The organism is Helicobacter sp. 23-1048 (assembly GCF_053654545.1).
The window spans coordinates 79,788-104,853 of sequence record NZ_JBSIUT010000003.1 but is presented as its reverse complement, the minus strand read 5'-3'; the positions used below and the strand labels follow the sequence as shown (position 1 = coordinate 104,853).

The window sequence follows — 25,066 nt, the reverse complement described above, 5'->3', positions numbered from 1 at the left end:
GAAATAAACAAGGAGTGCAAATGTTTCGCTACTTAATGGCGTTTTTTCTCAATGCAGTTTTTTGTGCGGTGGCTTTAGGACAAGATGGTGGAGATGGAGATTCTTTGTCAAAAACAAATTCCCATCAAAATGCGCCAAATGCCCTTAGTATAAAGAGTGCTTGGGACATCGTAGTGCAAAATAACGATGGATTAAAAGCACAGCGTTATGGACTACAACGCGCCGATGAACTTGCTCTTGGCGCGAAATTAAGCTACCTCCCTGAAATCAACTTTACGGCTGCTTATTTTTACTTTGATGATGTCAAAAAGCACCAATTTATCTCTCCAGATTCTCTAGCAAACGCAGGACAACTCGCACAAGCCCTTAGTGGTCTTACCAAGCCTGTTACGCTATTAGAACGCGATGTAATGCTAGGCGCATTAAATATTATCTATCCTATTTATACGGGCGGTTTGCGTCATTCTGGTGTGAAACTCGCACAAATCGCCAAAAAAGACGCCAATGAAATGTTACGATTAAAAAAGCTCGCAACTTTTGAGGAGCTTATAAGTGTCTATTATGGCGATGTGTTAGCAAAGGATTTAGTCGATGTGTTAGCTCAAAATTATGAAGCCTCAAATTTGCATTATCAAAATGCGCTAGGATTACAAAAAAGCGGGCAAATAGCTCGCTTAGAAGTGCTTGCGAGCCAAGTAGCGAGTGATAGAAACGCCAATCGCCTAAAAGAAGCCAAAAACTCGTATGAAAGCGCGGACTTAGCCTTGCAAACTGCGCTAGGCAAAGATGAAGTTACGCCCACCTCAACGCTTGAACTCTCAAACAAAAAACTTCAAAATGAGGAATATTATGTGCAAAAAACACTTGCGAGCTATCCAGCCCTCCAATCACTTGATTTAAAGCTCCAAAGTGCGCAGCAACTCACAAGCATTGAGTTTTCAAAGTTTATGCCCCAAGTGGTTGGAATGGGAAGTTATATTTGGACAAATCATAAAGATTCTCTAATGATGAAATCACTTCCCTCGTGGTATGTAGGCATTGGCATAAGTGTGCCAATCATCACACCAAAGGGAAGATTGCAAAAGTATCAAGCTGCCAAGTTAGGCGAACTTGAAGTGCAATCACTCAAAACCCAAGCCACTAAGGATTTAAGCCTACTTGTGAGGCGCACTTACAAAGAAGCAATATACGCACGGGAAGAATACGAAAGCCTTGCCTCCTCAGTCGCGCTTGCAAGAGAGAATCTAAAACTCCAACAAATCGCTTTTAAGCAAGGTTTAGCCACGAGCACGCAAGTAATTGATGCGCAAAATAGCTTACAAAGCGCGCTTATAGAGCAAAAAATGATTGCCTATAAAGCCATTGTCGCGCTTGCAAAATTACTTGCCCTAAGTGATGAAATTGAGAGTTTTTGGCAATACCAACAATAAGGAGTAAAAATGAAAAAACAATTTGAAATTGCCTTTGTGGTCGTAATAAGTGCGATTTTATGTATCTGGCTTATTATTAGCTTTTATAAAGCATACGCGCCCAAACCCCATCAGATTCAAGGACAGATTGCAACCCGTGAATACAAAGTGAGCTCTAAAGTCGCTGGGCGCATTGGCTCGGTGCTGGTAAAAAGAGGTGATAATGTCAAAAAGGGAGATTTGATTTTCACCATAGAATCTCCCGAGCTAGAGGCTAAACTCACCCAAGCAAAAGCTGGCTACGAAGCTGCCAAAGCCCTCTCAGAGGAAACGCACAAAGGTGCTAGGCTAGAGACTATTATTTCGGCTAGGGATATTTATCAAAGTGCCAAAGCAATGCGTGAGCTCACAGAAAACACCTATAAACGCATTGAAAGTTTATACAAAAATGGCGTGGCAAGTTTGCAACGAAGAGACGAAGCCTATGCGGCATTTCAAAATGCAAAATATAACGAAAATGCTGCACTTCAACAATACAAAATAGCAATGGACGGCGCGACACAAGAAACAAAAGAAGCAGCCAAACAAAAAGAAATCGCTGCAGCTGGACAACTTAGCGAAGTGGAGGCTTACATTAAAGACATTCAAGCCTACGCACCAAGTGATGGTGAAGTGGCAAATATTTTACTCAGTGAGGGCGAGCTAAGCCCCACAGGATTCCCTGTGGTAATGCTCGCTGATACCAACGATGTGTGGTTGCGTTTGGCAATTAGTGAAGAATATTTGCAAGACTTTAAGCTCGATTCTACTTTTAGCGCATTTTTGCCAGCATTACAAAAAGAAATGCAATTTAAAGTAACTTATGTTTCAGTGATGAGTGATTTTGCCACTTGGCGTGCAACCTCTAATTCTAAAGGATATGATTTGCGAAGTTTTGAAATCCAAGCAAAACCGCTAGAAAATAGCGGGGAATTTCGCGCGGGAATGAGTGCAATCATAACGCTTATGAAGTGATGTTAAGGATATAAATGCGTCTCAATATCCCAAATTATGAACAATGCAAAAGTGCATTGTATCACTTAGCAAATCTGCAAGCCACGCGTAAAGTTATCCAGCTTTGGAAGTTTCTCGCGCGCAGAAAAGTGCTGTTTTTGCTCTATTTTGTGTTGCCACTTTTAATTGGATGGTTTATTTATGCGATTTTTGTCTCTTCTTTGCCACGCGATTTGCCCATTGGTTTGGTGGATTTAGACACAAGCAATGCAAGTGCTGAAGTAATCTTTAAAATTAACGCCTCGCCGAGTATGAAAATCACCAAACAATACCACTCTATTTTAGAGGCCAAGCAGGACTTAGCAAGGGCAAAAATTTACGCGCTTGTTGTGATTCCACAAGATTATGAACGCGATGTGAATCTTGGCGTGGGCGCAAAGCTTGGCTTGTATTACAACGCACAATTTGTGCTTATAGGTAAGTCGCTTAATTCTGCGTTTGCCCAAATAGTAGGCACACTTGATGTAACGCAACACACCGCTAAGAATCTCGTAAAAGACACCGATATGAAACTCGCTCTAAGCAAGGCTATGCCGATTTTTTCGCAAATTATCCCGCTGTATAATTCAAATAGTAATTACGCACAATTCTTGCTTACCTTGCTTTTGCCCTGTATGCTCCAAATCTTAAGCGCGCTTGGGTGCGTGCAGATTCTAAGAAATCCTCCAAGTTCGCTTAAAAGTCTCCTTATCCGTTATGCGTTTAACTCGCTTGTGTTTATATTTTGGGGGCTTTGTATGATTATATTTTTGAAAAATTTAGGGTATCAGCATCGTGGCTCACTTGGACTTATCATTCTTGGCATTGCACTCCTAATCCTTAGTATTAACGGCGTGGCTTTGTTTTTACAATCTATTCTCCAAGATATTAAAAGGACTATTGGCGTGCTTGCTGTTTATACCGCACCTTCGCTCGCCTTTGCAGGCATTACTTATCCGCAAAATGCAATGAATCTCCCCGCATTTTTATGGAGCGAATTTTTGCCAATTTCTTCGTATATGAAACTCTATGTCCAACAGGCAAACTACGGCGGTGAGTTTGATTTGGCTTTTGGGATTCTCGCTAAACTTAGTGTATTTTTGCTCTTTTTGTGCTTAGGTGTGGTTATTTATGAAAAGAAACGCAAAAAGGCAAAAAACGAGCAAATTGCCAAAGAATTAAACTTTGCGATAAGGAATGCACAATGAGCTTATTTAAGGCACTCATTTATGAATACAAAGCTATTTTTACCAACAAAGTGGTGCTTTTGGTTGTCTTTATCGGCTCAATGGTGTATGGAATCCTCTATCCAATGCCATATCTTAATGACATTGTTACCAAACAAACATTACTTATTGTCGATGAGGACGACTCTTTTTTGTCAAAGGAATTGATATTTCTGGTTTCTGCCACGCCACAAATTGAACTTGTAAGCGAAGTAGATTCCCTGCAAAGTGCAGAAAAACTCATCGAAAACTTTGAGGCAAATGGCGTGCTCTTTATCCCACAAGGCTTTGAATCTAACGCGCAAATGGGCGTGGGAAGTATTGTCTCATATATGGGAAATGCCTCGTATTTTCTTATTTATGGAGCGATTGTAGAGGGCATACATAACGCCATAGATTCCCTCTCTACACGACTTTATAGAGAAAAAAATATCAATGCCCTAAGTCCAGCGATTATCTCGTATGAAGCAATTCCGCTGTATAATCCAAGTTTAGGTTACATTAACTACGCGCTAGCTGCTGTGCTCGTATTTATCCTCCACCAAACACTTATCGGTGGAAGTGCGATTGTAAGTGCGTATCAAAATAGAATCTTTACGCAAAATGCCAAAGAAATCCGTGCATTAAGAGAGCAAATCGCGCAAAATGGGGGGATTGAGAATCGCAACCCATTTACCACCAAAATGCCCTATTATTTCGCACTTTTTCCGCTTAAAAAGATTCTATGTGCGAGAATCTTGGCGTTTTGTAGCATTTATATTATGTGGTTTTTGTTATATTTTGGCGTGCTTTTTCCACTTTTTGGAGTGAGCATTCACGCAAGTGCGAGTGATTTTTGGTGTTTTGGGCTTGTGTTTATCTTTGCGTGTGCGGGGTGCGGGACTTTACTTGGGAGTTGTCTCAATGATGAAAGTTTGCCTACACAAGTGGTATTTATCTCATCAATGCCACTTGTGTTTATTATGGGCTTTATCTGGCCCAGCGAGCTATTGCCGAGCTTTTTGCGTGAGCTAGCCCATATAATCCCAGCCTTTCACGGCATTCGAGGATTTATTAGCCTCAATCAAATGGGCGCGGAATTTGCCAGTATTATGCCTCATTTTTTTATGCTTGGATTTTTATTTGCGCTTAGTATCACCATAAGTTTTTTTATTTTGCACAAAAAACAAGAGAGAAACGAAATAAATCGGGAAGAAATTTTACATTTTCTATCACAAATTACTTTACACAAGAAAATTTTTGCTATAATCACTCATTTTACAAAGAAAAGAGGAGCACGCGATGCAAAATGAAGTGTTGCTAAAAACCATTGATACTTTGCCTCCACTTCCAGCCACAGTCTTAAAGTTGCGCGAATACATTGATAATGCAGGTGCAGATGTAAGCGTAGATGGAGTAGTGAAAATCATTCAAGAAGACCCACTTGTTACAGCAGAATTGTTGCGCTTGGCAAACTCGCCGTATTATGGATTCTCATACGAAATTTCTACTATCCAACAAGTAGTCTCTTTACTTGGAATCAATAATATTAAAAATATCGTGCTTGCAAACTCACTCAAAAGCACCTTTAAGGCTGATGTTTCGCCTTATGGGCTTGATACTGATGAGTTTTTAGCAAATTGCGCCAAAGAGGCAAATTTCATATCAGAGTGGCTTGGCGAGGAGGACAGGAAACTCTCTCAAACACTTGTGCCATCTGCTATGTTGCTTCGACTTGGTGTGATTTTGTTTTCTAACTCTTTGCGCTCGCTAGGTAAGGATAAGGACTTTTTAGAAGCACTCAAACAGCATAATTTTAAAAATATCCCAATGATAGAAGAAGAGTTTTGCGGGGTAGATTCCCTGTCATTTTTAGGCTTTTTGTTTAATCATTGGAAATTTGATGAAACTTTGATAGAAAATATCTCATATATGACACTTCCTCACTCTGCTAGAGATAGTGTGAAAAAGGGGGCGTATGCACTTGCTATTGCAAATTGTCTCTTTGAACCTCATCAAGGTGGGAATGTATTTAATATGCGCCGCTCACTTGGACTAATTGATGAAGCAAAAACACAGGGCGTGCATTTTAATAGAAATAACTTTGAGGGAAAAATCCCCGAATATATGAAAGAAAATATGTATAAAACAGAAGAATAGCTATACACTCTCGCAAATGAGTTCGCTCATTTGCGCACAACCCACCTGCTTGCATTCATCACTCATTATATCAGCCGTGCGATACCCCTTATCTAACACTGCATTTATCGCATTCCGCACCGCTTTGGCTTCATTTGCAAGTCCTAAACTTAACTCCAAAAGCATAGCAAGGCTAAGAATCGTGCCGATAGGATTTGCCAAATCCTTGCCTGCTATATCAGGTGCTGAGCCGTGAATTGGCTCATAAAGTCCAAACTTATCATCTCTTAATGACGCAGAGGGCAACACACCTAAAGAACCTGTCAAAACGCTTGCCTCATCGCTTAAAATGTCGCCAAACATATTTTCTGTAACAATAACATCAAATTGCGCAGGGTTTTTGCAAAGCTGCATAGCCGCATTATCCACGAGCATAAATTCAAATTTCACCGCAGGATAATCTTTCGCCACACTCTGCACCACTTCGCGCCATAACCGACTAGATTCCAAAACATTTGCCTTATCCACACACACAAGTCTTTTATTTCGAGAATCTGCCAGTTCAAAGGCGACTTTGGCAATTTGTGTGATTTGCGCCTCGCTGTATAAAAGCGTGTCTTGTGCGACTTGCTCGCCTTTTTTTTCAAAACGCGTATGCTCGCCAAAATAAATACCCCCGATAAGCTCACGCACCATTATAAAATCAATGCCCTTAGCGAGAATCTCGCTCTTTAATGGACTTGAATTTGCAAGTTGCGGGAAAAGCGTAGCAGGACGCAAATTCGCAAAAAGCCCAAGCTCTTTTCGCAAGCGCAGTAGCCCAGATTCTGGGCGATTATGCGGTGGCTGTGTATCCCATTTTTCCCCACCTATCGCACCAAAAAGCACAGCCTTGCTTTGTTTGCATACTTCTAGGGTTTCATTTGGCAAAGGCACGCCTAGCGCATCGATTGCTGCACCACCCATTAGCACTTCTTTGCACCCAAAATTGTGGTTGAATTTTTGCTCCACCTTTTTTAGCACACGCAATGCACCATCAATGATTTCAACCCCTATGCCATCACCTTTAATCACTGCGATATTTGCCTGCATTTTAGTCCTTTTTGCTAATCCAATTAAGATACCCACTTGCATTTATGATTTCTTGGATAAAGGGCGGGAATGGGGCGGTTTTAAAGCTCTGCTTAGAATCTACATTCACAATTACGCCATTTTCAAAATCAATCTCCACCTTATCGCCCTTATTGATTGCCTCCACCGCCTCCTTAGATTCTATAATTGCAAGTCCTATGTTAATGGCATTACGATAAAAAATCCGCGCAAAAGACTTAGCGATAATGCACGAAATCCCGCTTGCCTTAATGGCGATAGGCGCGTGCTCTCGGCTAGACCCACAGCCAAAATTCCACCCACCAATCATCACATCGCCTTGCTTGACTACCTTTATAAAGTCTTTATCAATATCTTCCATACAATGCGCCGCAAGCTCGCTGTGCGAAGAAGTATTTAAATACCGCGCTGGAATAATAACATCTGTATCGACATTATCCCCGTATTTATGTGCGAAACCTTGTGCTTTCATTCTACAAATCCCCTCTTTGTAATATTTATCCTAGAGCACCTGCTCTGGTGCGCTTAAATATCCACTTATTGCGCTTGCTGCTGCTACTTCTGGAGAGGCGAGATACACCTCAGAGCTGATATGCCCCATTCGCCCTACAAAATTCCTATTTGTAGTGGAAACGCATTTTTCATTTGCTGCTAAGATTCCCATATGTCCGCCAAGACAAGGACCACAAGTGGGCGTAGAGACCACGCAACCAGCTTGGATAAATGTCTCTAAATGCCCGCGCTTTATGCACTCTAAATAAATATTTTGTGTCGCTGGTATCACAATGCAACGCGTATTTTTAGCGATTTTTTTGCCTTTGAAAATCTGCGCTGCCACTTCCATATCACTCAATCGCCCATTAGTGCAAGAGCCAATGACTACTTGGTCGATTTTTATTTCACCCCATTGTTCCTTTGTCCTTGCATTTTCTGGTAAATGTGGAAATGCCACCGTGTGATCGATTTGACTTAAATCAATATCAAAGACTTGCTCGTATTTAGCATTTTCATCAGCTTTATAGATTCTACTCTCCCTTTTAGAGCGATTTTTGACATACGCGAGAGTTTGCTCATCAACTTCAAAAATCCCATTTTTCGCACCCGCTTCAATCGCCATATTTGCAATGCAAAATCTATCATCAATAGTGAGATTTTTTAGCCCCTCACCACCAAACTCCATACTTTTATACAGCGCGCCATCTACGCCAATTTTACCAATGATATGCAAAATGACATCTTTCCCACTCACATAAGGATTAAGCTTACCTTTGAGGTTAAATCGTATCGCGCTTGGCACTTTAAACCACGCCTTCCCTTTCGCCATACCAACCGCCATATCCGTGCTCCCCACACCTGTGGAAAACGCCCCAAGCGCGCCATAAGTGCAAGTGTGAGAATCTGCACCAATAACCAAATCACCAATGGTTACAATGCCTTGCTCTGGCAAAAGTGCGTGCTCAACGCCCATATTCCCCACATCGTAATAATGCGTGATGTCAAAGTCATTGGCAAAGCACCTACATTGTGCGGATTGCGTAGCAGCCTTAATGTCTTTGTTTGGTGCGAAATGGTCCATTACGAGTGAAATTTTTTCTTTATTAAAGACCTTTTCAAACTTCGCTTCTTTAAACGCATTGATTGCCACAGGCGTGGTAATATCATTGCCTAACACCATATCAAGCTCTGCCATTATAAGTTCGCCCGCCTCGACAAACTCTTTACCCGCTCTATTGGCTAAGATTTTTTGCGACATTGTCATATCCATAATCGCCTCCTTAATGTTGTGTAGATTCTATACTCGTGCATTGTGTGCGTAGGTTGGCACTTGCACTTGTTGGAGATTGTTGTGTGCCTTGCTTTGTTTGTCCTTAAGGTTAGCTTGCGTGCTTTGTATGCCTTCTAGTGAGCGATTTATCGCGCTAATTAAGCCATTGATAGAGGCTGCGATAATATCTGTATCAATGCCCGCACCAAAGAACTTACCACGACTTGTCTTAATCTGCACATACGAAATAGCTTGCGATGATGAGCCCTCTTTAAGTGAATGCTCGCTATAATCTAAAATTTCAAACTCTAATCCCAATGCCTCACGCAACGCATTCGCCACACAATCTAATCGCCCATTACCACTTGCTTGTGTGCTATATGAAGTATTTTGATACCGCACATTGACACTTACGCTTAGCGCATTATCCACGCGCTTAAATTCATAATTAAGCATTTCCAATGCACCTTTAAGATTCACAAAATCGTGCTTAAACACTTCACAAATCTCATCGGCTTGCAATTCTTTATGTGCGACATCTGAGATTCCCTTAATGTGATATGAAAACTCCTCTCTAAAAGCAAGTGGCAACTCGATACCAAAGCGCGTATGCAAGACATACGCAATGCCACCTTTACCGCTTTGAGAATTTATACGAATCACATCGCTCTCATATTCTCTCCCCACATCTTTAGGGTCAATGGGAAGATATGGCACACTCCAAGTATCTAAATTGTGCTCTTTGTGGTATGCCATACCCTTAGCAATCGCATCTTGATGAGAGCCAGAAAATGCCGCAAAAACAAGCTTGCCAGCATAGGGCGCACGCTCATATACACGCATTTTCGTTACACGCTCATACACATCACAAATCTTAGGTATATTTGCAAAGTCAAGCCCGCTATCCACCCCGTGCGAATACATATTCATTGCCAAAGTAATAATATCCACATTGCCCGTGCGTTCGCCATTGCCAAATAGCGTGCCCTCAATCCTATCTGCTCCAGCCAAAAGCCCAAGCTCCGCATCAGCCACCGCACAACCCCTGTCATTATGTGGGTGGAGTGAAATGAGAATCTGCTCTCTATTATCCAAATTGCGCGACATAAACTCCACTTGTGAGGCATAAATATGTGGCAAGCTCATCTCCACCGTGGCGGGCAAGTTGATGATAAGTTTATTTTGCGTTGTGGGTTTTAACACCGCACTTACAGCATTACACACTTCTAATGCGTAATCAACCTCTGTGCCCGTGAAACTCTCAGGCGAATACTCAAAGCTAAAATTCCCCTGTGTGCCATTAGCACAATCACGCACAATATGCGCACCATCAATAGCAATCTTTTTGACTTCATCTTTGCTCTTTTTAAATACTTGCTCGCGCTGGGCATAAGAAGTAGAATTATAAAAATGCACAATCGCGCTATTTGCGCCCTTTAGGCTCTCAAAAGTTTTTTTGATGATATGCTCTCGCGCTTGGGTAAGCACTTGAATGCTCACATCTTGGGGAATAAGCTCATTTTCGATAAGCGTGCGCACGAATCGATACTCCGTATCGCTTGCCGCTGGGAATCCTACTTCAATTTGTTTAAAACCCACGCTCACGAGCAACTTGAAAAATTCGATTTTTTCTTCTAAGCTCATTGGTGTGATGAGGGCTTGATTCCCATCGCGCAAATCCACGCTACACCAAATAGGCGCGCTTGTGATAGACTCTTTTTTACTCCATTGCAAACTCTCTTTAGGTGGCATAAAGTAGCCCCGTTGGTATTTTTTAAAATTCATCATTTCTCCTAAACCACAAATGTGTTTGTTAAAATCTTTCGCTTAAAGCGCACATTATAGCTAAAATTTTTAATGTTCTCTCTTAGGCTTTTTATTTTACAAACCACATTACCCAACTTGTCTTGTTTGTAAAGCCAAATAAAGAAAGATTGGAGCACCAAGAATTGCGGTGATGATTCCAATAGGAATCTCAAACGCCTGCACACTGCGTGCGATAGTATCACAAAAGAGTAAAAATAACCCTCCCAACGCCGTGCATAGCGGAAGGACAAGCACATTATTATAATCCCGCAGGGCGAGGCGGATAATATGCGGAATAATAAGCCCCACAAAGCCAATGAGCCCACAAAAAGCCACGCTAAAGCTAACCGCCACACTAGAGACAATCAGCAAATTTCGCTTTAGCTTTGGCGCATCAATGCCAAGATTTCGCGCCTCCTCATCGCCACTTAGAATTATGTTAAGCCCATTGCGTTTGGCATAAAAATAACTCAGGCAAAAAATGAGCACAAAACACAGAATCTGAACCTTATACCACGCGCTCAAGCCCAAATAGCCCATAAGCCAAGTAACGATTTTAAAGCTTGATTCTCCAATAATATACATAAATAGCGAGCTAATTGCGCCAAGAAGTGAGCTAATGGCAATGCCAATGATAAGAAGTGTGGTAATGTTTGCGTGGCGTTGCAGAGCGAAAATCACTAACGAGAATCCACAACAACACACAAAGCCAACCACCCCATAAAAAATATCATCTAACCCGATAAAATGTGCTAACACCGCACCAAAGGTCGCAGCCGAAGCGATACCGATGATATATGGGTCTGCGATTGGATTGGCAAAGATACTTTGCGTAACCGCACCAGAGGAGGCAAGAAGCGCACCCACTAAAATTGCCATAGCGATTCTAGGGAGACGAGTCTCAAGCAAAATAAGAGAATCCACCTCACCGCTTGAAGCAAACAACGCATCATAAGTGCGAGAAATATCCCACAAGACGCCATCAACGCCAAGTGCCATTGCCACACCGATTGCTATGATATACAACACGAACATTACAAGCGCAATAAACACAACTTTGCGCACTTTTGATTGTTTGAGATTCATTGTTACGACTTTTTAAAATAAAATACCCTATAAAAATAAGAGATAAAATTATTCACTAAATTTTCTTAAAAATTACTGAAATACAATGCAATTTTATATAAAATTATAAATAGAATGTTTATCATTGTTATGTATTATTGCATTTGATTTTTAAATTAAAGGCTTATTGTTATGTCAGCTACTCAACCTTTGGATAAAACTTCACATCATACAGAATCTCACCAATATATTTGCGTGCAAAATCTGCATTTCTTTTATGGTAAAAAGCATATTTTACAAGATATTAGTTTGAGTGTCAATGTCGGGGAATTTGTAGGGATTTTAGGTCCTAATGGCTCTGGAAAAAGCACGCTTATCAAAAATATGCTAGGATTTATAAATCCTAGCAGTGGGCAAATCAAAGTATTTGACAAGCCACTACAAAGCTATGATATTAAATCCCTCTCAAACCTTATAGGCTTCGTTCCGCAACGCTCTGCAATCAATGCTCCATTGCTGGTAAAAGATTTTTTGCTTATGGGGCGATATAGCGCACTTAAATCCGCATTTAGCGATTATAGCGATGAGGATAAGGCACAGGTAGAACAAATAGCGCGTGAATTAGACATTGCGCAGTTTTTGGAGAGAAATATTTTAAGCCTTAGTGGCGGGGAATTCCAACGCACACTTCTCGCACGCGCCCTGCTTAAAAATCCCAAGATTCTCATACTTGATGAGCCCACAAGCGCACTTGATATGAATTATGCCATAGAATTACTGAGAATTTGTGAGAATCTCCTCGCCCAAAATATTGCGATTATGGCGGTTTTACACGATTTTAATCTCGCCTCGCTTTTTTGTCAAAGGCTTATTTTGCTAAAAGATGGCAAAGTTTATGCCAAAGGCACTCCAAAAGAGTTATTTACCCAAGAGATTCTAAAAGAGGTGTATGGATTTTCTTGCAAGATAATGTATGAAAAAAACAAACCCTTTGTCCTGCCGATGTGAGGCAACAATCTTACAAACAAGGAGTATCAAATGTATCAAAGACTTTTTTTACCTGCGCTTATTGTGCTTATGTCCTTTCACATATCACTAGCCCAGCCAAGCGCACCAAACAATGAGAATCAGCAAAGTTTTGGGCTTGATTATCGCTTAGATTCTAAGACAAAAGAAAATCGTCTCGTAGTGCTTGACCCTGCGATAATAGAGATTATTTATATGCTTGGCGAGCAACGCACCATTAAAGCAATCGCGAGTTTGCAACATTCACATATCTACCCAGAAGACCAAACCAAAAAACTCCCAAGTGTGGGGACATTTTCTAATCCATCGATTGAGAAAATCATCGCCACCAAACCAACTTTGGTTATCTTAAGCCTTTACTCACTAGGTTTGCGCGAAAAATTAGAGAATCTAGGCATTAAAACTGCCTATTTTGAAGCAAATCGACTTGATGAAATGTTCGATAATATACAAAACCTTGCAAAAATGCTCGGCGTGGAATCTAAGGGCAAACAACTCGCCCAAAAAACGCGCGAGCAAATAGAGGCGTTAAAAAGCAATCCTATTGGCAAAAGCGCGATATTTTTATATTCTGGCAATCCGCTAATGGGCTTTAATGACAATTCAATGGTTGCAGATATTATGCGCATTGTAGGCTTGGAAAACAAAACTATCGCCACAAAGATTCCAAGACCTATCATCTCAAATGAATTTTTGCTTAAAGCAAATCCTGATATGCTTATTTTTGATTTGCAAATCACGGATAAAGAAATGCTTATCGCACAAAATCCTACATTAAAAAATCTTAAAGCCTATAAAAACAACCAAATCTATGCGTGTAACCCAAAGGTGCATACACTATTACGCGCAAGCCCCACGATTGTAGAGAGGATAAAACAATTTAAACAACATTTACAACAATAACGCCTTATTCAACCAAATAAGGCGTTGTGTATTCTAAAATAATAAAATTATTTCTCATTATTTAAGCTATATTTAAGATTTTATGTGTTAGATTCTTGCCTTTGATTTTACACTTTGTAGGAATTGATAATGAACGCTAGAATCTTGTGTGTTGCATTTGCGATATGTGGTCTTGCGCTTAGCGATGAGTTAGAGCAATCATCGAAGAGCGCAATTACCTCCGAAACACAAGATAAAAGCCAAGTAGAAAATAAAAAGGATTTGCAAAAAGTCCAATTAGGCAAGGTAACTGCTACGGCGATAAGTGAGTTTGAAACCTACCAAAGTGGAGCGCAAATTGGGCGCAGTATGTTGGAATCTAACCCAAATGGCAATGGCGATATAACAAGCATTCTAAAAATCCTCCCAAATGTGCAGTTTGATAATTCTCAGCTAAAAAGCACTACGCCGGGTGAAATCAGCCCTGCGAATGTCAGCATTAGCGGAGGGCTTTTCTATCAAAACAACTTCCAGCTTGATGGATTTACTATGAATAATGACATAAACCCAGATGGTGTAGTGGGCGGTGGTGGGAGCAACAATACACCAGAGCTTAGCCAAAATGGTGCGCCCGGTCGCTCGCAAGGCTTAGCCATTGATACGAGTTTGCTTGATTCTATCGTGGTGCAAGATTCTAATATTTCCGCGCAGTATGGTAAGTTTAATGGCGGGATTATACAGGCAAATACAAGAAAAGCAAACAAAGAGTTTGGCGGAAGTGTGAGTTATCAAATCACACAGGGGAATGCAAGGGAAAATGCGATTTCATTGACAAAATATCATATTTATGGCGATAGAGACGCATTTATCAATTCTACTTACTCAAGCAATCAACCAAACTTTATTAAGCATATTGTCCGTGCTAGCGCAGAATCTAAGCTCAACGATAAAGCAAGCGTTATAGCAAGTATAAACGCTATACAAAGTTATATTTACTTGCGTGGGTATCAGCTAGAGGGTGGCAATATGGTCGATGATGTAAATAAAACACAATCGCGCGAGAGTTATAATCTTTTTATTAAAGGCAATTATGACATTGATGGAGTGCAACTCGAAGCAAGCTATGCGTATGCTCCAGAATTTAATAAATATTTTGTGGTTAATGCCAAAAATTCAGATTTTTTCTACCAGCAAGGCGGGCATAATCTTGGATTCAAAGCCACACTAGAGAGTGTGCTTGGCACGCTAAGTGCGCAGAGCAATGTAAGCTATATGGAAAATTCACGCACAAACTCTAGCAGCGATTATCGATTTTGGTTGTATTCAAGTGAAAAATATTGGACTTATAATGGAAGCGATGCCGAAGAGGGAGGCTATGGCAACATTGATAACAAACAGCTTAGTTTTGACAATAAATTTATCATAGATTTTCATCCACTCAAACTTTTAGCCACAGAGCATAAAATGAGTGCTGGCTTAGAGATGGGCTATGGCTATGTGTATTTTAAACGACACCAAGACACACGCATTGCAATGTATGGATACTACATTCCAAATACCACAAAGACTTGCACGGATTCTGCGTGGTGCACTACCGTTGCACCTTATGATAGCACAGCGACAGGGATTGACTTTGTTACCCCACTTACTAATGGATATTATTTTGCCGCACTCAATTATCTGCACGCTGGAAAAATTGCTCTCCATAACTTTACTAGCGGTGTATTTGTAGAAGATGATGTGCATTTAGATTTAGGCGGTGCGGGAGAACTTAATGCAAGGGCTGGAGCGAGATTAGATTATGAGCTTTATATGAGGCGAGCACCTATCGCGCCAAGATTCTCACTTAATTACATAACGCCTGCGAGCAAAGAGTGGCAAACCCAAATCACTTTAGGAGCAAACCGCTACTATGGACGCAATATTTTTGCCTTTCGTTTGCTACACGGACAACAAGCCCTTGATAAGCAATATTGGAAGTTTGATTACTTGAATTGGGATCCAAATGTGGTAGTCCCAGAATCTACCCCCTATGAGCAATCTCCATATAAAGTCGATAATGGCGGAATAGAGAGCGATTATTTAGGATTAAAAGTGCCCTATGATGATGAGCTAGTCGCTGGAGTGGTGCAAAATTTTAAAGATGTCCAACTCAATATTAAATACATTCATCGCTTCGGGCGCGACCAAGTAATGATAAAATGCAAGCAATACAATGACCGTGGTAATTGCGTGCTTAATACTTATGGTAATGATGGGAAATCTGATGCAGATATTATCTCGCTCACCCTTAGCAACCAAAATCCAATGCAAATTGTCAATAGCCAACATTACGCGTTAGTAGCATTTGATTGGACGCATTCAAAGCGCAATTTTAATAGCTACTCAACAAGTTTTAGCAATTCTCAACTTACTAATTCCATTATTTCTTACAATGGGCAATTTATGCGCTATATCGATAGACCAGCAGAAAATTTCTATCGCCCTTATAGCGTGCGTCTTACTACCACACATCAATTTAATATTGCCCGCGTGAAGTGGATTCTCACAAATTTCTTGCGAATGCGCTCTAGCTATGATGCTATGGTTGCGGTAAGTGATGATTACAAAGATAGCTACAATGGTGTGAAAGTGGATACTTTCCGTGTGTTTAAAGTGCCTTATAGCCTTACTTGGGATTTACGGCTAACTTGTGATATACCCGCATACAAAACACACAATGTGATTGTCAATGTGGATATAAACAATGTCTTAGATAGACGCAATATCGCGGTGGTGGATTACTCGAGCTTTCGTTCAAATCCTAGTGCCACCGCCGTGCCTACTTACGAAGTGGGTAGGCAACTCTGGCTACAGGTGGGGTATAAGTTTTAATGCAAAACTTAGCCTAAATACAGTCCGCACCTTTTAAGTGCGTGTAATCTTAATATAAAGGAGAAACAATGAAAGTTTTAAAGTATTTAAAGGGGTTAGCACTTTGTGTGCTTATGAGTGGCGTTATGAGCGCGAATGTAAGCACAACAAGTGTGAAATATAAACAAATCATTGATAATAAGCAAGGCAAAAGTTTGGCATTTGAGAACTTCATAGAGAATCTGCTTAATTATGACATTATCATCATTGGCGAGTATCATAACTTAGATTCCCACAAACTCGCTGAATTTGACATTATTCACGCGTTAAAAGCACATAAAAAGCTCTCCATAGTCTATGAAATGCTCCCAAGCTCTAAGCAAAAGCAAATAAATGGTGCGATTGCAAAAAAAGATTCCATTGCAAAAAATGAGTTGGCTCAAGCGTTATTTTGGATTGATGATTGGGAATATGCTGGCAGTGGATACGAAAGATTGCTCGAAGCATTGTTTTATGCGGGAGATTCTCTTATCGGTGGGAATCTCACTTATGAAGAAAAATCACTTATCGCCGAGAAAATGCCAACACTCAAAGGCAAAAACTCTACCAATCCAGCCGTGCAAAATACGCTAAAGCAAATTATTGGTGGCTTTCACGCTAAAAAATGGGATAGCATTTTTGTCAATATCCAGCAACATATCGATAGGAATCTCGCTCAAAAAATGCTCGAAAATCCAAATCCCGTAGCGATTATGGGTGCTTATCACGCATCGAAATCTATCGGTGTGCCACTGCATATCAAAGACTTAGATTCTACGAAAAAGGTGGCGGTAGTTATCCTTGATGGTGGGGATAATTTTGGTCTAAGCGATGCAGACTTTAGTATTTATTTTTAAGCGAGGTGGAGTATGAAAATTCTCAATTTTATAAGTGTAATTTGTGTGGCATTTGCTCACATTGCACTTGCTGATGAGTTAGAGCAATCATTTAAGAGTGCAATTACCCCCCCCCCGATACACAAGATAACAATCAAGTAGAGAAAAAAGATTTACAAAAAGTCCAATTAGGTAAAGTAACTGCTACGGCGGAGAGAGAATTTGAAGCCTATCAAAGTGGTAATCAAATTGGACGAGAAATATTAGATTCTAATCCAAGTGGCAATGGGGATATTGGCTCGATTCTTAGAATCCTCCCTAATGTGCAGTTTGATAACGCGCAAAATCGCTCGACTACACCGGGGGAGATTGACCCTGCCAACATATCCATAAGCGGAGGGTTGTTTTATCAAAACAACTTCCAAATCGATGGGTTTAATATGAATAATGATTTAACTTCAAATCTCTCTAGTGATAATGGTGTAAATGGCACAGGCACAAAAAATCCACGCTCCCAAGCCTTTAGTATTGACACCTCACTTTTAGAATCAATCACCGTGCAAGATTCAAATATTTCTGCAAGTTATGGAGGATTTACAGGTGGCGTAGTGGAGGCAAATGTCCGCAAACCGCGCAAAGATAATAGTGGTATCAATGGTTGGCACGCAAATATTTCTTATCAATTCACGCAAGGCAATGCAAAAGGATTTTCCCTCACACGCTATCATATCGACCCACAAACAGAATCGAACTTTTTAAATTCTACAAGCGAGTATTATCACCCATATTTTACCAAACACCTCGTGCGTGCTTCACTAGAAGGCTACGCAACCAAAAATCTAGGACTTATCTCTAGCTTTACCACCACGCAGAGCTTTATCCCTATTTTTATGTCAAATCCGCTAGCAAGCGCAAGTGGAATAAATGCTGGCAAGCAAAAAGACCAAAAACGCCAATCATACAATTATTATCTAAAAGCGTATTACAACCCAAATGAAAATCTAACCATTGAAGCAAATCTAGGATATATGCCTCAATATAATAGCTATTTTTGGAGTGGTGGGGCGTATAATGCCGATTATGTCGCACAAAGTGGCGGGTGGCAAGCTGGGGTAAAAGCATTGTATCAAACGCCGATTGGATTATCCACTACTACGCTTGGCTATTCATATTTAGACAACAATCGAAGCGCAGATTCTCGATATACTTATTATGCGAGTTGGTTTGTAAGCGATGAAGTTAATTGGCTAAGAAGCAATACCAATACTGCTGCTATCTACACAGCGGCAAATTATGGAAATATGACACAAATTTCACATAATCCAACGCTAAAAAGTGATTTTTTGTTTAATCCTATCCCTGCTTGGCGCACTGAACATACCTTTCGCATAGGTGCAGAACTCACTTATCAAAGTGCCACAAGAGAGCGATTATCTCCCTATGTGCAGTTTGCAAACGATAATAATATCCCCGTCCCCTCAAGCACTCCCTGTCCCACCACGCCTGATAATCTAGGACTTATAGCCTGCATAAATGGCAAACCTCATTTTAACCCAAATACCGCCATTCGCTCAAACAACCAAACTTATCAAGGATATGCAGAGGCTTCCAAAAACGAACAAGTAAGAAATCAACACACAGGCGCAAACTCTTGGGCAAATGGCTATGATAGCGCAGTGGCACAATACTTTAATGTCATCACGCAATATTATGGCGCAAACAAAATTATGCTAGATAATGTCGCTTATGGAGCGTTTATCGAAGATGACATAAAATTAGATTTGGGCTTGGGAGGTGAGATTAGCACAAGATTTGGCTTGCGATTTGATGGCGATAGCTATATGAGCAAGCACTCTTTTGCGCCGAGATTCTCGCTAAGCTATATCACACCTGCGCAAAAAGAGTGGCAAACACAGCTAACTTTTGGGGCAAATCGCTACTATGGACGCAATCTCTTTTCGTATAGATTCTTAGATTTTTCTGCTAAAAGACATTCGTATAAACGCGATTGCGCGAGCTGTGATTGGCAAGAGATAGAGCTAAATACCACGATAAATCCCGCTTGGACTTCAAGCGTGAAGTTTAGCCAACTAAAGATTCCATACAGTGATGAGCTAATGGGTGGCATAAATCAGAATCTAGGAATATTTAGCGCAAGTGTGAAATACATTTTTCGTGATGGAAAAGATGAGATAATGCGCGTAAGTAGAAGTGCTCTAAACCTCCCCACACAAGAGGGCTACTCCACGAGCTACAATGTATGGAGCAATGAGGGTGCGAGTCAAAGCCATATCGTTTTACTAATGATGCAAAACAATAATGTGTTTGATACTTTTGGGGTAAAGCACCATTATGTATTTGCGTTTGATTATACTCAAAGCAAGCGCACTTATAATGTCTTTGCTAATAGTAGCGATGATGAATACATTGCAGATTCTCAAATCATCTATGATAATGCACTGATTAGATACCGTGATAGACCTGTGGATAACTTTGTCCGCCCTTGGACTTTACGCTTCAACACCACGCATAGCTTTAATATAGGGCGCACCAAATGGTTACTTAATAACTTCTTTCGCTATCGCTCCGCATATAGCCGAATGGTAACGCTCACTACAAGCACAAATAATGCTATCTTTAAGCAATGGCAAGCACTCTATCCAAACATAGAGGGTGTGTATATCAAAAAGCACTTTAATGGAGCGTTTAGCTGGGATATGCGGGCTGGGTTTGAGCTAGATATAGTGCGGGGACAGACGCTGTATATGAATGTGGATATTTATAATGTCCTAAATGCGCGCAATGAAACCACAATAAGCAACTCAAGTGGCAACACGGGCTATGATATAGCAGGCTCTAGCTACACTTATGCAGTATATGAAGTAGGACGGCAATTTTGGCTACAAGTGGGGTATAAATTCTAACCCCTAATACAAAATCGTATAAGTCTTTCGTGGTCCGTGCACGCCAAAGACGGTTTGTAGCTCTATATCTGCGGTGCGCGATGGTCCCGCCACAAAGATAATATTGCTAGGCAAAATCTCTGTGCCACTTCGTTTGCGCTCATATCCTTTGACAAACTCCACGCCACTAAGCATATTTGGCACGATAGATTCTTTTGGGAGCAAGTAAATGCAAATGTTGGTAATCAGCGAGCTTAGGCGCGGGGCATTTTCATTTGAGCTAAGCGCGATGACGCCCAAATCCGCTATACCACAGCGCGCCTGCACCACGCTCACACTAATGCCAAAAAGCCTATCACGCATACAATCCACACTTTGCGCATAAGGCAAAAGCGCGTAAGATTCTAATCCCGCGCTATTTAGCGCACTACTTAGCGCATTTGTCTCGCAGTCCAAATCACAGTTGCATAAAATCTCTTTGATACTCGCTTCATTTGGGCTTATTTCGCCGTCATTTTCTGCGATGATTGTTGCGATTGTGGTGGGCAAATCAGCCTTGCTAGATTCGATAATAAGTGATTTATTATTCGTATGATTTTCCTTAAAATCACTAAGCAGTGCCTCTTTTGTGCTTCCGCTTAAGTGCAATGGCTGGGGGAATTTTGGCTCGCCCTCCGCGATATGTGGGATATGCGTATTGCTCGCAATCGCCTCTTTTATGCGAGCTAAAATCTCCTCCTTTGCATTCAAGGCTTGTGCGTTTAGATTTTGCGCCCCGCCATTTGTGCCATTTTGCCCACCCTGCCCATTCAAACTTGCATTACTCATATATCACTCCTTGCATTTTTTGCACCTTGTTATGAAGCCCACTGCTTACCTTTGGAAATGCCCGATATTTTACCCATTTATTCAGCAATGGCACAAAGCTAGCAAAAGGCTTGCCAAGCGGGGCTAGCCCTGTTAAGCCCATCACAAATCGCCATTTTGCAGGGCTAGTAGCGAGATTTGCAAAGCCTCTCATCGCGCTTTGTTCGGTTGGATTTTGCGTATGCAATGCGCCTTTTGCACCACCCTCACGCGCATTAGAATTACCCTTGCCAAATGCACCATACTCCCCATTTGCCTTGACTACCTTGCGCCCCTGTCCCACGCGCTCACTTCGCAAATCTCGTATGAGTTCAGCTAAGGGAATCTCCACAGGACACACTTCGCTACATCGCCCACACAGCGAGCACAAATCAAGCATCGGCGAGCAGGAATTTAGCCCAAAAATCTGCGGGCTAATCACTTCGCCAATGGGTCCGGGATAAGTGCTTAGATAGGCGTGTCCGCCGATTTTATCATACACGGGGCAGTGGTTTAGACAGCTCCCACAGCGGATACAGCTCATCGAGCGGTAGTAGTGGCTATCTTTTAGCATATTTGAGCGGTTATTATCAAGCAAAATGATATGCACTTCTTTTGGTCCGTCTTTTTCGCCCTCTTTGCGCGGGGAAGTGATGATATTATTGTAGCAAGTGATGACGCTCCCCACCGCGCTAGGAGCAAGCATAGAATCTAAAATCGCCGCATCTTCAAAGCTCTCCACCACCTTTTCGATTCCACAAATTGCGATATGCACATCTGGCGCGGTGGTGCTCATACGCCCGTTGCCCTCATTCTCAATTAGCCATATCGCGCCCTCATTTGCGATAGCGAAATTTACCCCGCTCATTCCCATACTAAAGGTTTGAAACTCTTTGCGCATAAAGTTTCGCGCGATGGCGTTTAGCTTTGGAATCTCATTTTCTAGCGGTGCGCCTAATTTCTCGTGGAAAATCTGCCCCACTTCATAGCGGTTTTTATGAATCGCTGGGACGACAATATGCACGGGCGATTCGCCGATAAGCTGGATAATCACTTCGCCCAAATCTGTTTCAAACGCCTCTATGCCTTTAGATTCTAAGAAGTGATTAAGCCCGATTTCCTCACTCGCCATAGATTTGCCTTTGAGGATTTTTACCGCGCCTTTTTGCTTCATAATGCCATAAATAATCTCATTTGCCTCCTGTGCGTCCCGCGCCCAATGCACTTTCATACCATTTTTGGTGGCGTTTGCCTCAAATGTTAAGAGATTTTTTTCTAAGTTTTTTAGATTTTTTTGCTTGAGTTCCTTGCCCTTTTGTCGCAAGCCTTCCCAATCAATAAACCTCGTAGTAACGAGTTTTTTGCGATTGCCCCTTAGCGTATCCATCGCACGGAGCAAATTTTCTTGCAGTTGCTTGTTGCTTAGCCCCTTTGCCACTGCGCTGTGGTATTTTGCTTTTAGCTGCGGTGTGCTTAGATTGTGGTTTGTGCTACTCATTGTGCCTCCCTTTGTTGTGTTTGTGGCATTTGTTGTTTGCTTGATACAAACATCTAAATTCTAGAATCTCGACCTTATTTCGCGCGTTTTGCGTGATATTTTGCCCTTAGGCTATGCCGATTCGCTGTGCCAAAAAATCATACAGATGCACGGGCTTCACACTCACGCCCTGCTTTGCCATAGCCCCTGCGATATTAAGCAAACAACCCGCATCACCTGAAATCATATACTCCACGCCCCGCGATTGTATGTCTTGGACTTTGCGCGTAACCATTGCGTTGCTAACCTCTGGCTCTTTTACGCTAAATGTCCCGCCAAACCCGCAACACTCCTCCTCGCGCTCTAGCTCGATGAGATTGACATTTTTTAGCCCTTTTAGGATTTTTTTCGCAGATTCTATGCACTTTGCGGTGCGGAGCGCGTGGCAGTTGCTATGCCAAGTGATATTTGTGCGCTCGCCCTTATCCTCGTAAGTTACGCCTCTTGCTAGCAAGTATTCGCTGAGCTCATAGATTCTCGCGCAAAAGCCTTTTGCCCGCTCATAATGCTCGCTCCCCTCAAACAACTCCAAATAATCCACCCTCATCATTCCCGCGCAAGAGCCACTAGGCACGATGATGGGAATCTCTTCAGCAAAAATCTCCATATTATGCAGGGCGACTTTGCGCGTCTCATCATAATAGCCCGAATTAAAGCTAGGCTGTCCGCAGCAAGTCTGGTCTTTTTTAAACACCACTTGCGCGCCTGCGTTTTGGAGTAGCTTTATCGCATTGACACAAGTATCGCTATATGCCGCCGTGCCGATACAAGTCGCAAAAAAATACACACGATTACTCATTTTTCTTCCTTTTATTTGTGTCTCTCAATCCTTATAGCCATTTGTTGTGGCGGCTATAAGGCATAAGCCAAAATACAAGTGAGATTCTTGTATTAGGCAAACTCTATGGCGTTTCAACAGGCACGACATCAGGGATAATACCACCTAAGAAAAGCGAAATAATCAAAGTCCAAATGCCAATAAGGAGAATAAATCCTAGCGAATATTTAAATGTAAATCTAAACAAATCCGCCTCTTTGCCGACTAGCCCCACTGCCGCACACGCGATAGCAATACTTTGTGGGCTTATCATTTTACCGACAACCCCACCCACAGCGTTTGCCGCTAGGAATAGTGCTTCTTTTACACCAAGTGTATGTGCGGTTACTTGTTGCAATGGGCCAAAGAGTAAGTTTGCACTTGTGTCTGAACCTGTGATAAATACACCAATCCACCCAATCACAGGACTAAAGAATGCAAACGCATCGCCCGTAGCCGCAAATGCTGTGCCAAGTGTGCCACTCATACCTGAATTTTTCGCAATAAAGGCAAAAGCGACAACAAGTCCAATAGTAATACAAGGAATCGCCATTTCTTTCAATGTGTCGCCGAGTGCCTCCTCCACGACATTTGATTGTATGCGTAAGAAAAATATGCTCAATAATGCAGCCACCAAAATCGCTGTGCCAGCCTGCAATCCAATAAAGCTAATGCTGTGCTTTATACTCACATCATTTCCAGCACTATCAACAATGCTGTTTTCTAAATTTGCAAAGACAAGTTGAATTTGACTATAATCTAACACCGCACCTTTGGCAAAAAGCGCTTTAAACCAAGGTTGAGACCACACAACAATACAAATGATAAGCAAAATAAAAGGCAACCACGCCTTAAACACTATGCCAAAACTCATCTGCTTATGTTGAGAAAAATCTTTTAAATCATCAAGGCGGAAAATATGTGTAACTTTCCAAAATTTCAAAAAGATTGTGGTGCAAGCAAGCGAAACAACCGCCGAAGCAATATCTGGCAATTCTGCACCTAAGTAATTAGAGCTATAAAACTGCGTAGCAGTGAAGCTCAGTGCAGCTACCAAAATCGCTGGGAAAGTCTCTTTTATACCTTTTACTCCGTCCATTAAAAAGACAATAAAAAACGGCACGCTTAAACTCAATGGCACAAGCATTCGCCCTATCATAGCTGCAATTTCATACTGCTCCACGCCTACTAGCTTTGCCATCGCAGTAATGGGAATCCCAACCGCACCAAACGCCACAGGAGCAGTATTAGCAATCAAACAAAGTCCAGCTGCATAGAGTGGGCGAAGTCCTAAGCCCACAAGCAATGCCGCTGTAATCGCCACAGGTCCGCCAAAGCCGATTGCCCCCTCCAAAAATGAGCCAAAGCAAAAACCAATCAAAATCACTTGGATTCTGTGGTCTGGCGTGATGCTCATCACACTTTCTTTGATAATCTCAAAACTACCGCTTTTAATGGAAAGTTTGTAAAGGAAAATCGCTGCGATGATAATCCACGCTATGGGCCACATTCCGTTTGCAAAGCCTTGCAAGAAACTCGCTCCAATAAGTGAAAAAGGCATATCATAAGTAAAAAATGCCACCAAAGTCGCCACGATAACAGTGATAAATCCTGCGATATAACCTTTCATCTTGAAGGCGAGTAAGCAGAGCAAAAAGCACGCAATTGGCACAAATGCAAATAGCGCGCTAAGCCAGAGGTTGTTGAGAGGGTCGTAGTTTTGTATCCACTGCATAAAATCTCCTTGATAACAAAATATTAAAGTCTCTTAATTGTAAAAAAATATATATAAAATT

20 protein-coding genes are annotated in these 25,066 nt (G+C 41.5%); 11 read left to right on the top strand and 9 right to left on the bottom strand.

The window, feature by feature from the left end; genetic code table 11:
• Nucleotides 1-20: 20 nt before the first annotated feature.
• Genes ACWIWK_RS08630 through ACWIWK_RS08610 form a run of 5 tightly spaced genes read left to right on the top strand, consistent with a single transcriptional unit; the run spans nt 21 to nt 5,806 of the window.
• Nucleotides 21-1,430, top strand: coding sequence for a TolC family protein (locus ACWIWK_RS08630; protein ID WP_454152394.1), 1,410 nt, complete (start codon nt 21-23; stop codon nt 1,428-1,430).
• A gap of 9 nt (nt 1,431-1,439) precedes the next feature.
• Nucleotides 1,440-2,423, top strand: a complete 984-nt coding sequence (locus ACWIWK_RS08625) for an HlyD family secretion protein (RefSeq protein ID WP_454152393.1) — start codon at nt 1,440-1,442, stop codon at nt 2,421-2,423.
• A 14-nt stretch (nt 2,424-2,437) separates the two neighbouring features.
• Nucleotides 2,438-3,649, top strand: coding sequence for an ABC transporter permease (locus ACWIWK_RS08620; protein ID WP_454152392.1), 1,212 nt, complete (start codon nt 2,438-2,440; stop codon nt 3,647-3,649).
• Nucleotides 3,646-4,959, top strand: coding sequence for an ABC transporter permease (locus ACWIWK_RS08615; protein ID WP_454152391.1), 1,314 nt, complete (start codon nt 3,646-3,648; stop codon nt 4,957-4,959). Before ACWIWK_RS08620 ends, ACWIWK_RS08615 begins: the two co-directional genes overlap by 4 nt.
• The gene (locus ACWIWK_RS08610) at nt 4,949-5,806 is read left to right on the top strand and encodes an HDOD domain-containing protein (RefSeq protein WP_454152390.1); all 858 of its coding nucleotides are present in this window, start codon (nt 4,949-4,951) and stop codon (nt 5,804-5,806) included. The genes ACWIWK_RS08615 and ACWIWK_RS08610 overlap by 11 nt, the downstream gene beginning before the upstream one ends.
• On the opposite strand, the gene leuB is transcribed toward ACWIWK_RS08610, so the two are convergent.
• The 5 genes from leuB to ACWIWK_RS08585 form a co-directional block, all read right to left on the bottom strand.
• A complete protein-coding gene (leuB, locus tag ACWIWK_RS08605; RefSeq protein ID WP_454152389.1) occupies nt 5,807-6,877 on the bottom strand; it encodes a 3-isopropylmalate dehydrogenase in 1,071 nt (356 codons plus the stop codon).
• Between the two features lies 1 nt (nt 6,878).
• Nucleotides 6,879-7,367, bottom strand: coding sequence for a 3-isopropylmalate dehydratase small subunit (leuD, locus tag ACWIWK_RS08600; protein ID WP_454152388.1), 489 nt, complete (start codon nt 7,365-7,367; stop codon nt 6,879-6,881).
• 30 nt (nt 7,368-7,397) lie between these two features.
• The gene (leuC, locus tag ACWIWK_RS08595; protein ID WP_454152387.1) at nt 7,398-8,660 is read right to left on the bottom strand and encodes a 3-isopropylmalate dehydratase large subunit; all 1,263 of its coding nucleotides are present in this window, start codon (nt 8,658-8,660) and stop codon (nt 7,398-7,400) included.
• A gap of 27 nt (nt 8,661-8,687) precedes the next feature.
• On the bottom strand, nt 8,688-10,445 hold the full coding sequence (locus tag ACWIWK_RS08590) for a 2-isopropylmalate synthase (protein WP_454152386.1): 1,758 nt from the start codon (nt 10,443-10,445) through the stop codon (nt 8,688-8,690).
• Between the two features lie 108 nt (nt 10,446-10,553).
• Entirely contained in the window at nt 10,554-11,552 is a 999-nt protein-coding gene (locus ACWIWK_RS08585; RefSeq protein WP_454152385.1) for a FecCD family ABC transporter permease, read from the bottom strand.
• 171 nt (nt 11,553-11,723) lie between these two features.
• Here ACWIWK_RS08585 and ACWIWK_RS08580 point away from each other — a divergent pair, with 171 nt between their 5' ends.
• From ACWIWK_RS08580 to ACWIWK_RS08555, 6 genes are all read left to right on the top strand, one after another.
• Nucleotides 11,724-12,539: an ABC transporter ATP-binding protein gene (locus ACWIWK_RS08580; protein WP_454152384.1), complete on the top strand. Its 816-nt coding sequence runs from the start codon at nt 11,724-11,726 to the stop codon at nt 12,537-12,539.
• Between the two features lie 30 nt (nt 12,540-12,569).
• Complete coding sequence (locus ACWIWK_RS08575; RefSeq protein ID WP_454152383.1) at nt 12,570-13,460, top strand: ABC transporter substrate-binding protein; 891 nt, start codon at nt 12,570-12,572, stop codon at nt 13,458-13,460.
• A 129-nt stretch (nt 13,461-13,589) separates the two neighbouring features.
• Nucleotides 13,590-16,313, top strand: coding sequence for a TonB-dependent receptor (locus ACWIWK_RS08570; protein WP_454152382.1), 2,724 nt, complete (start codon nt 13,590-13,592; stop codon nt 16,311-16,313).
• A gap of 68 nt (nt 16,314-16,381) precedes the next feature.
• Nucleotides 16,382-17,188: a ChaN family lipoprotein gene (locus ACWIWK_RS08565; RefSeq protein WP_454152381.1), complete on the top strand. Its 807-nt coding sequence runs from the start codon at nt 16,382-16,384 to the stop codon at nt 17,186-17,188.
• Nucleotides 17,189-17,200: 12 nt separating this feature from the next.
• Entirely contained in the window at nt 17,201-17,329 is a 129-nt protein-coding gene (locus tag ACWIWK_RS08560; protein ID WP_454152380.1) for a hypothetical protein, read from the top strand.
• Nucleotides 17,330-17,490: 161 nt separating this feature from the next.
• Nucleotides 17,491-20,091, top strand: coding sequence for a TonB-dependent receptor (locus ACWIWK_RS08555; protein WP_454152379.1), 2,601 nt, complete (start codon nt 17,491-17,493; stop codon nt 20,089-20,091).
• A 3-nt stretch (nt 20,092-20,094) separates the two neighbouring features.
• On the opposite strand, the gene ACWIWK_RS08550 is transcribed toward ACWIWK_RS08555, so the two are convergent.
• The 4 genes from ACWIWK_RS08550 to ACWIWK_RS08535 form a co-directional block, all read right to left on the bottom strand.
• Nucleotides 20,095-20,898, bottom strand: coding sequence for a LutC/YkgG family protein (locus ACWIWK_RS08550; protein WP_454152378.1), 804 nt, complete (start codon nt 20,896-20,898; stop codon nt 20,095-20,097).
• Nucleotides 20,891-22,414 (bottom strand): LutB/LldF family L-lactate oxidation iron-sulfur protein, encoded by a 1,524-nt coding sequence (locus tag ACWIWK_RS08545; protein ID WP_454152377.1) that lies wholly within the window; start codon nt 22,412-22,414, stop codon nt 20,891-20,893. The genes ACWIWK_RS08550 and ACWIWK_RS08545 overlap by 8 nt, the downstream gene beginning before the upstream one ends.
• A 106-nt stretch (nt 22,415-22,520) precedes the next feature.
• Nucleotides 22,521-23,252: a (Fe-S)-binding protein gene (locus tag ACWIWK_RS08540; RefSeq protein ID WP_454152376.1), complete on the bottom strand. Its 732-nt coding sequence runs from the start codon at nt 23,250-23,252 to the stop codon at nt 22,521-22,523.
• Between the two features lie 103 nt (nt 23,253-23,355).
• Nucleotides 23,356-25,005: an L-lactate permease gene (locus tag ACWIWK_RS08535; protein ID WP_454152375.1), complete on the bottom strand. Its 1,650-nt coding sequence runs from the start codon at nt 25,003-25,005 to the stop codon at nt 23,356-23,358.
• Nucleotides 25,006-25,066 lie beyond the last annotated feature (61 nt).

Bases quoted from the DNA above. Each gene is read 5' to 3' on its own strand.
- ACWIWK_RS08630 (WP_454152394.1), top strand. From the start codon at position 21: ATGTTTCGCTACTTAATGGCGTTTTTTCTCAATGCAGTTTTTTGTGCG.
- ACWIWK_RS08625 (WP_454152393.1), top strand. From the start codon at position 1,440: ATGAAAAAACAATTTGAAATTGCCTTTGTGGTCGTAATAAGTGCGATT.
- ACWIWK_RS08620 (WP_454152392.1), top strand. From the start codon at position 2,438: ATGCGTCTCAATATCCCAAATTATGAACAATGCAAAAGTGCATTGTAT.
- ACWIWK_RS08615 (WP_454152391.1), top strand. From the start codon at position 3,646: ATGAGCTTATTTAAGGCACTCATTTATGAATACAAAGCTATTTTTACC.
- ACWIWK_RS08610 (WP_454152390.1), top strand. From the start codon at position 4,949: ATGCAAAATGAAGTGTTGCTAAAAACCATTGATACTTTGCCTCCACTT.
- leuB (WP_454152389.1), bottom strand. From the start codon at position 6,877: ATGCAGGCAAATATCGCAGTGATTAAAGGTGATGGCATAGGGGTTGAA.
- leuD (WP_454152388.1), bottom strand. From the start codon at position 7,367: ATGAAAGCACAAGGTTTCGCACATAAATACGGGGATAATGTCGATACA.
- leuC (WP_454152387.1), bottom strand. From the start codon at position 8,660: ATGGATATGACAATGTCGCAAAAAATCTTAGCCAATAGAGCGGGTAAA.
- ACWIWK_RS08590 (WP_454152386.1), bottom strand. From the start codon at position 10,445: ATGAATTTTAAAAAATACCAACGGGGCTACTTTATGCCACCTAAAGAG.
- ACWIWK_RS08585 (WP_454152385.1), bottom strand. From the start codon at position 11,552: ATGAATCTCAAACAATCAAAAGTGCGCAAAGTTGTGTTTATTGCGCTT.
- ACWIWK_RS08580 (WP_454152384.1), top strand. From the start codon at position 11,724: ATGTCAGCTACTCAACCTTTGGATAAAACTTCACATCATACAGAATCT.
- ACWIWK_RS08575 (WP_454152383.1), top strand. From the start codon at position 12,570: ATGTATCAAAGACTTTTTTTACCTGCGCTTATTGTGCTTATGTCCTTT.
- ACWIWK_RS08570 (WP_454152382.1), top strand. From the start codon at position 13,590: ATGAACGCTAGAATCTTGTGTGTTGCATTTGCGATATGTGGTCTTGCG.
- ACWIWK_RS08565 (WP_454152381.1), top strand. From the start codon at position 16,382: ATGAAAGTTTTAAAGTATTTAAAGGGGTTAGCACTTTGTGTGCTTATG.
- ACWIWK_RS08560 (WP_454152380.1), top strand. From the start codon at position 17,201: ATGAAAATTCTCAATTTTATAAGTGTAATTTGTGTGGCATTTGCTCAC.
- ACWIWK_RS08550 (WP_454152378.1), bottom strand. From the start codon at position 20,898: ATGAGTAATGCAAGTTTGAATGGGCAGGGTGGGCAAAATGGCACAAAT.
- ACWIWK_RS08545 (WP_454152377.1), bottom strand. From the start codon at position 22,414: ATGAGTAGCACAAACCACAATCTAAGCACACCGCAGCTAAAAGCAAAA.
- ACWIWK_RS08540 (WP_454152376.1), bottom strand. From the start codon at position 23,252: ATGAGTAATCGTGTGTATTTTTTTGCGACTTGTATCGGCACGGCGGCA.
- ACWIWK_RS08535 (WP_454152375.1), bottom strand. From the start codon at position 25,005: ATGCAGTGGATACAAAACTACGACCCTCTCAACAACCTCTGGCTTAGC.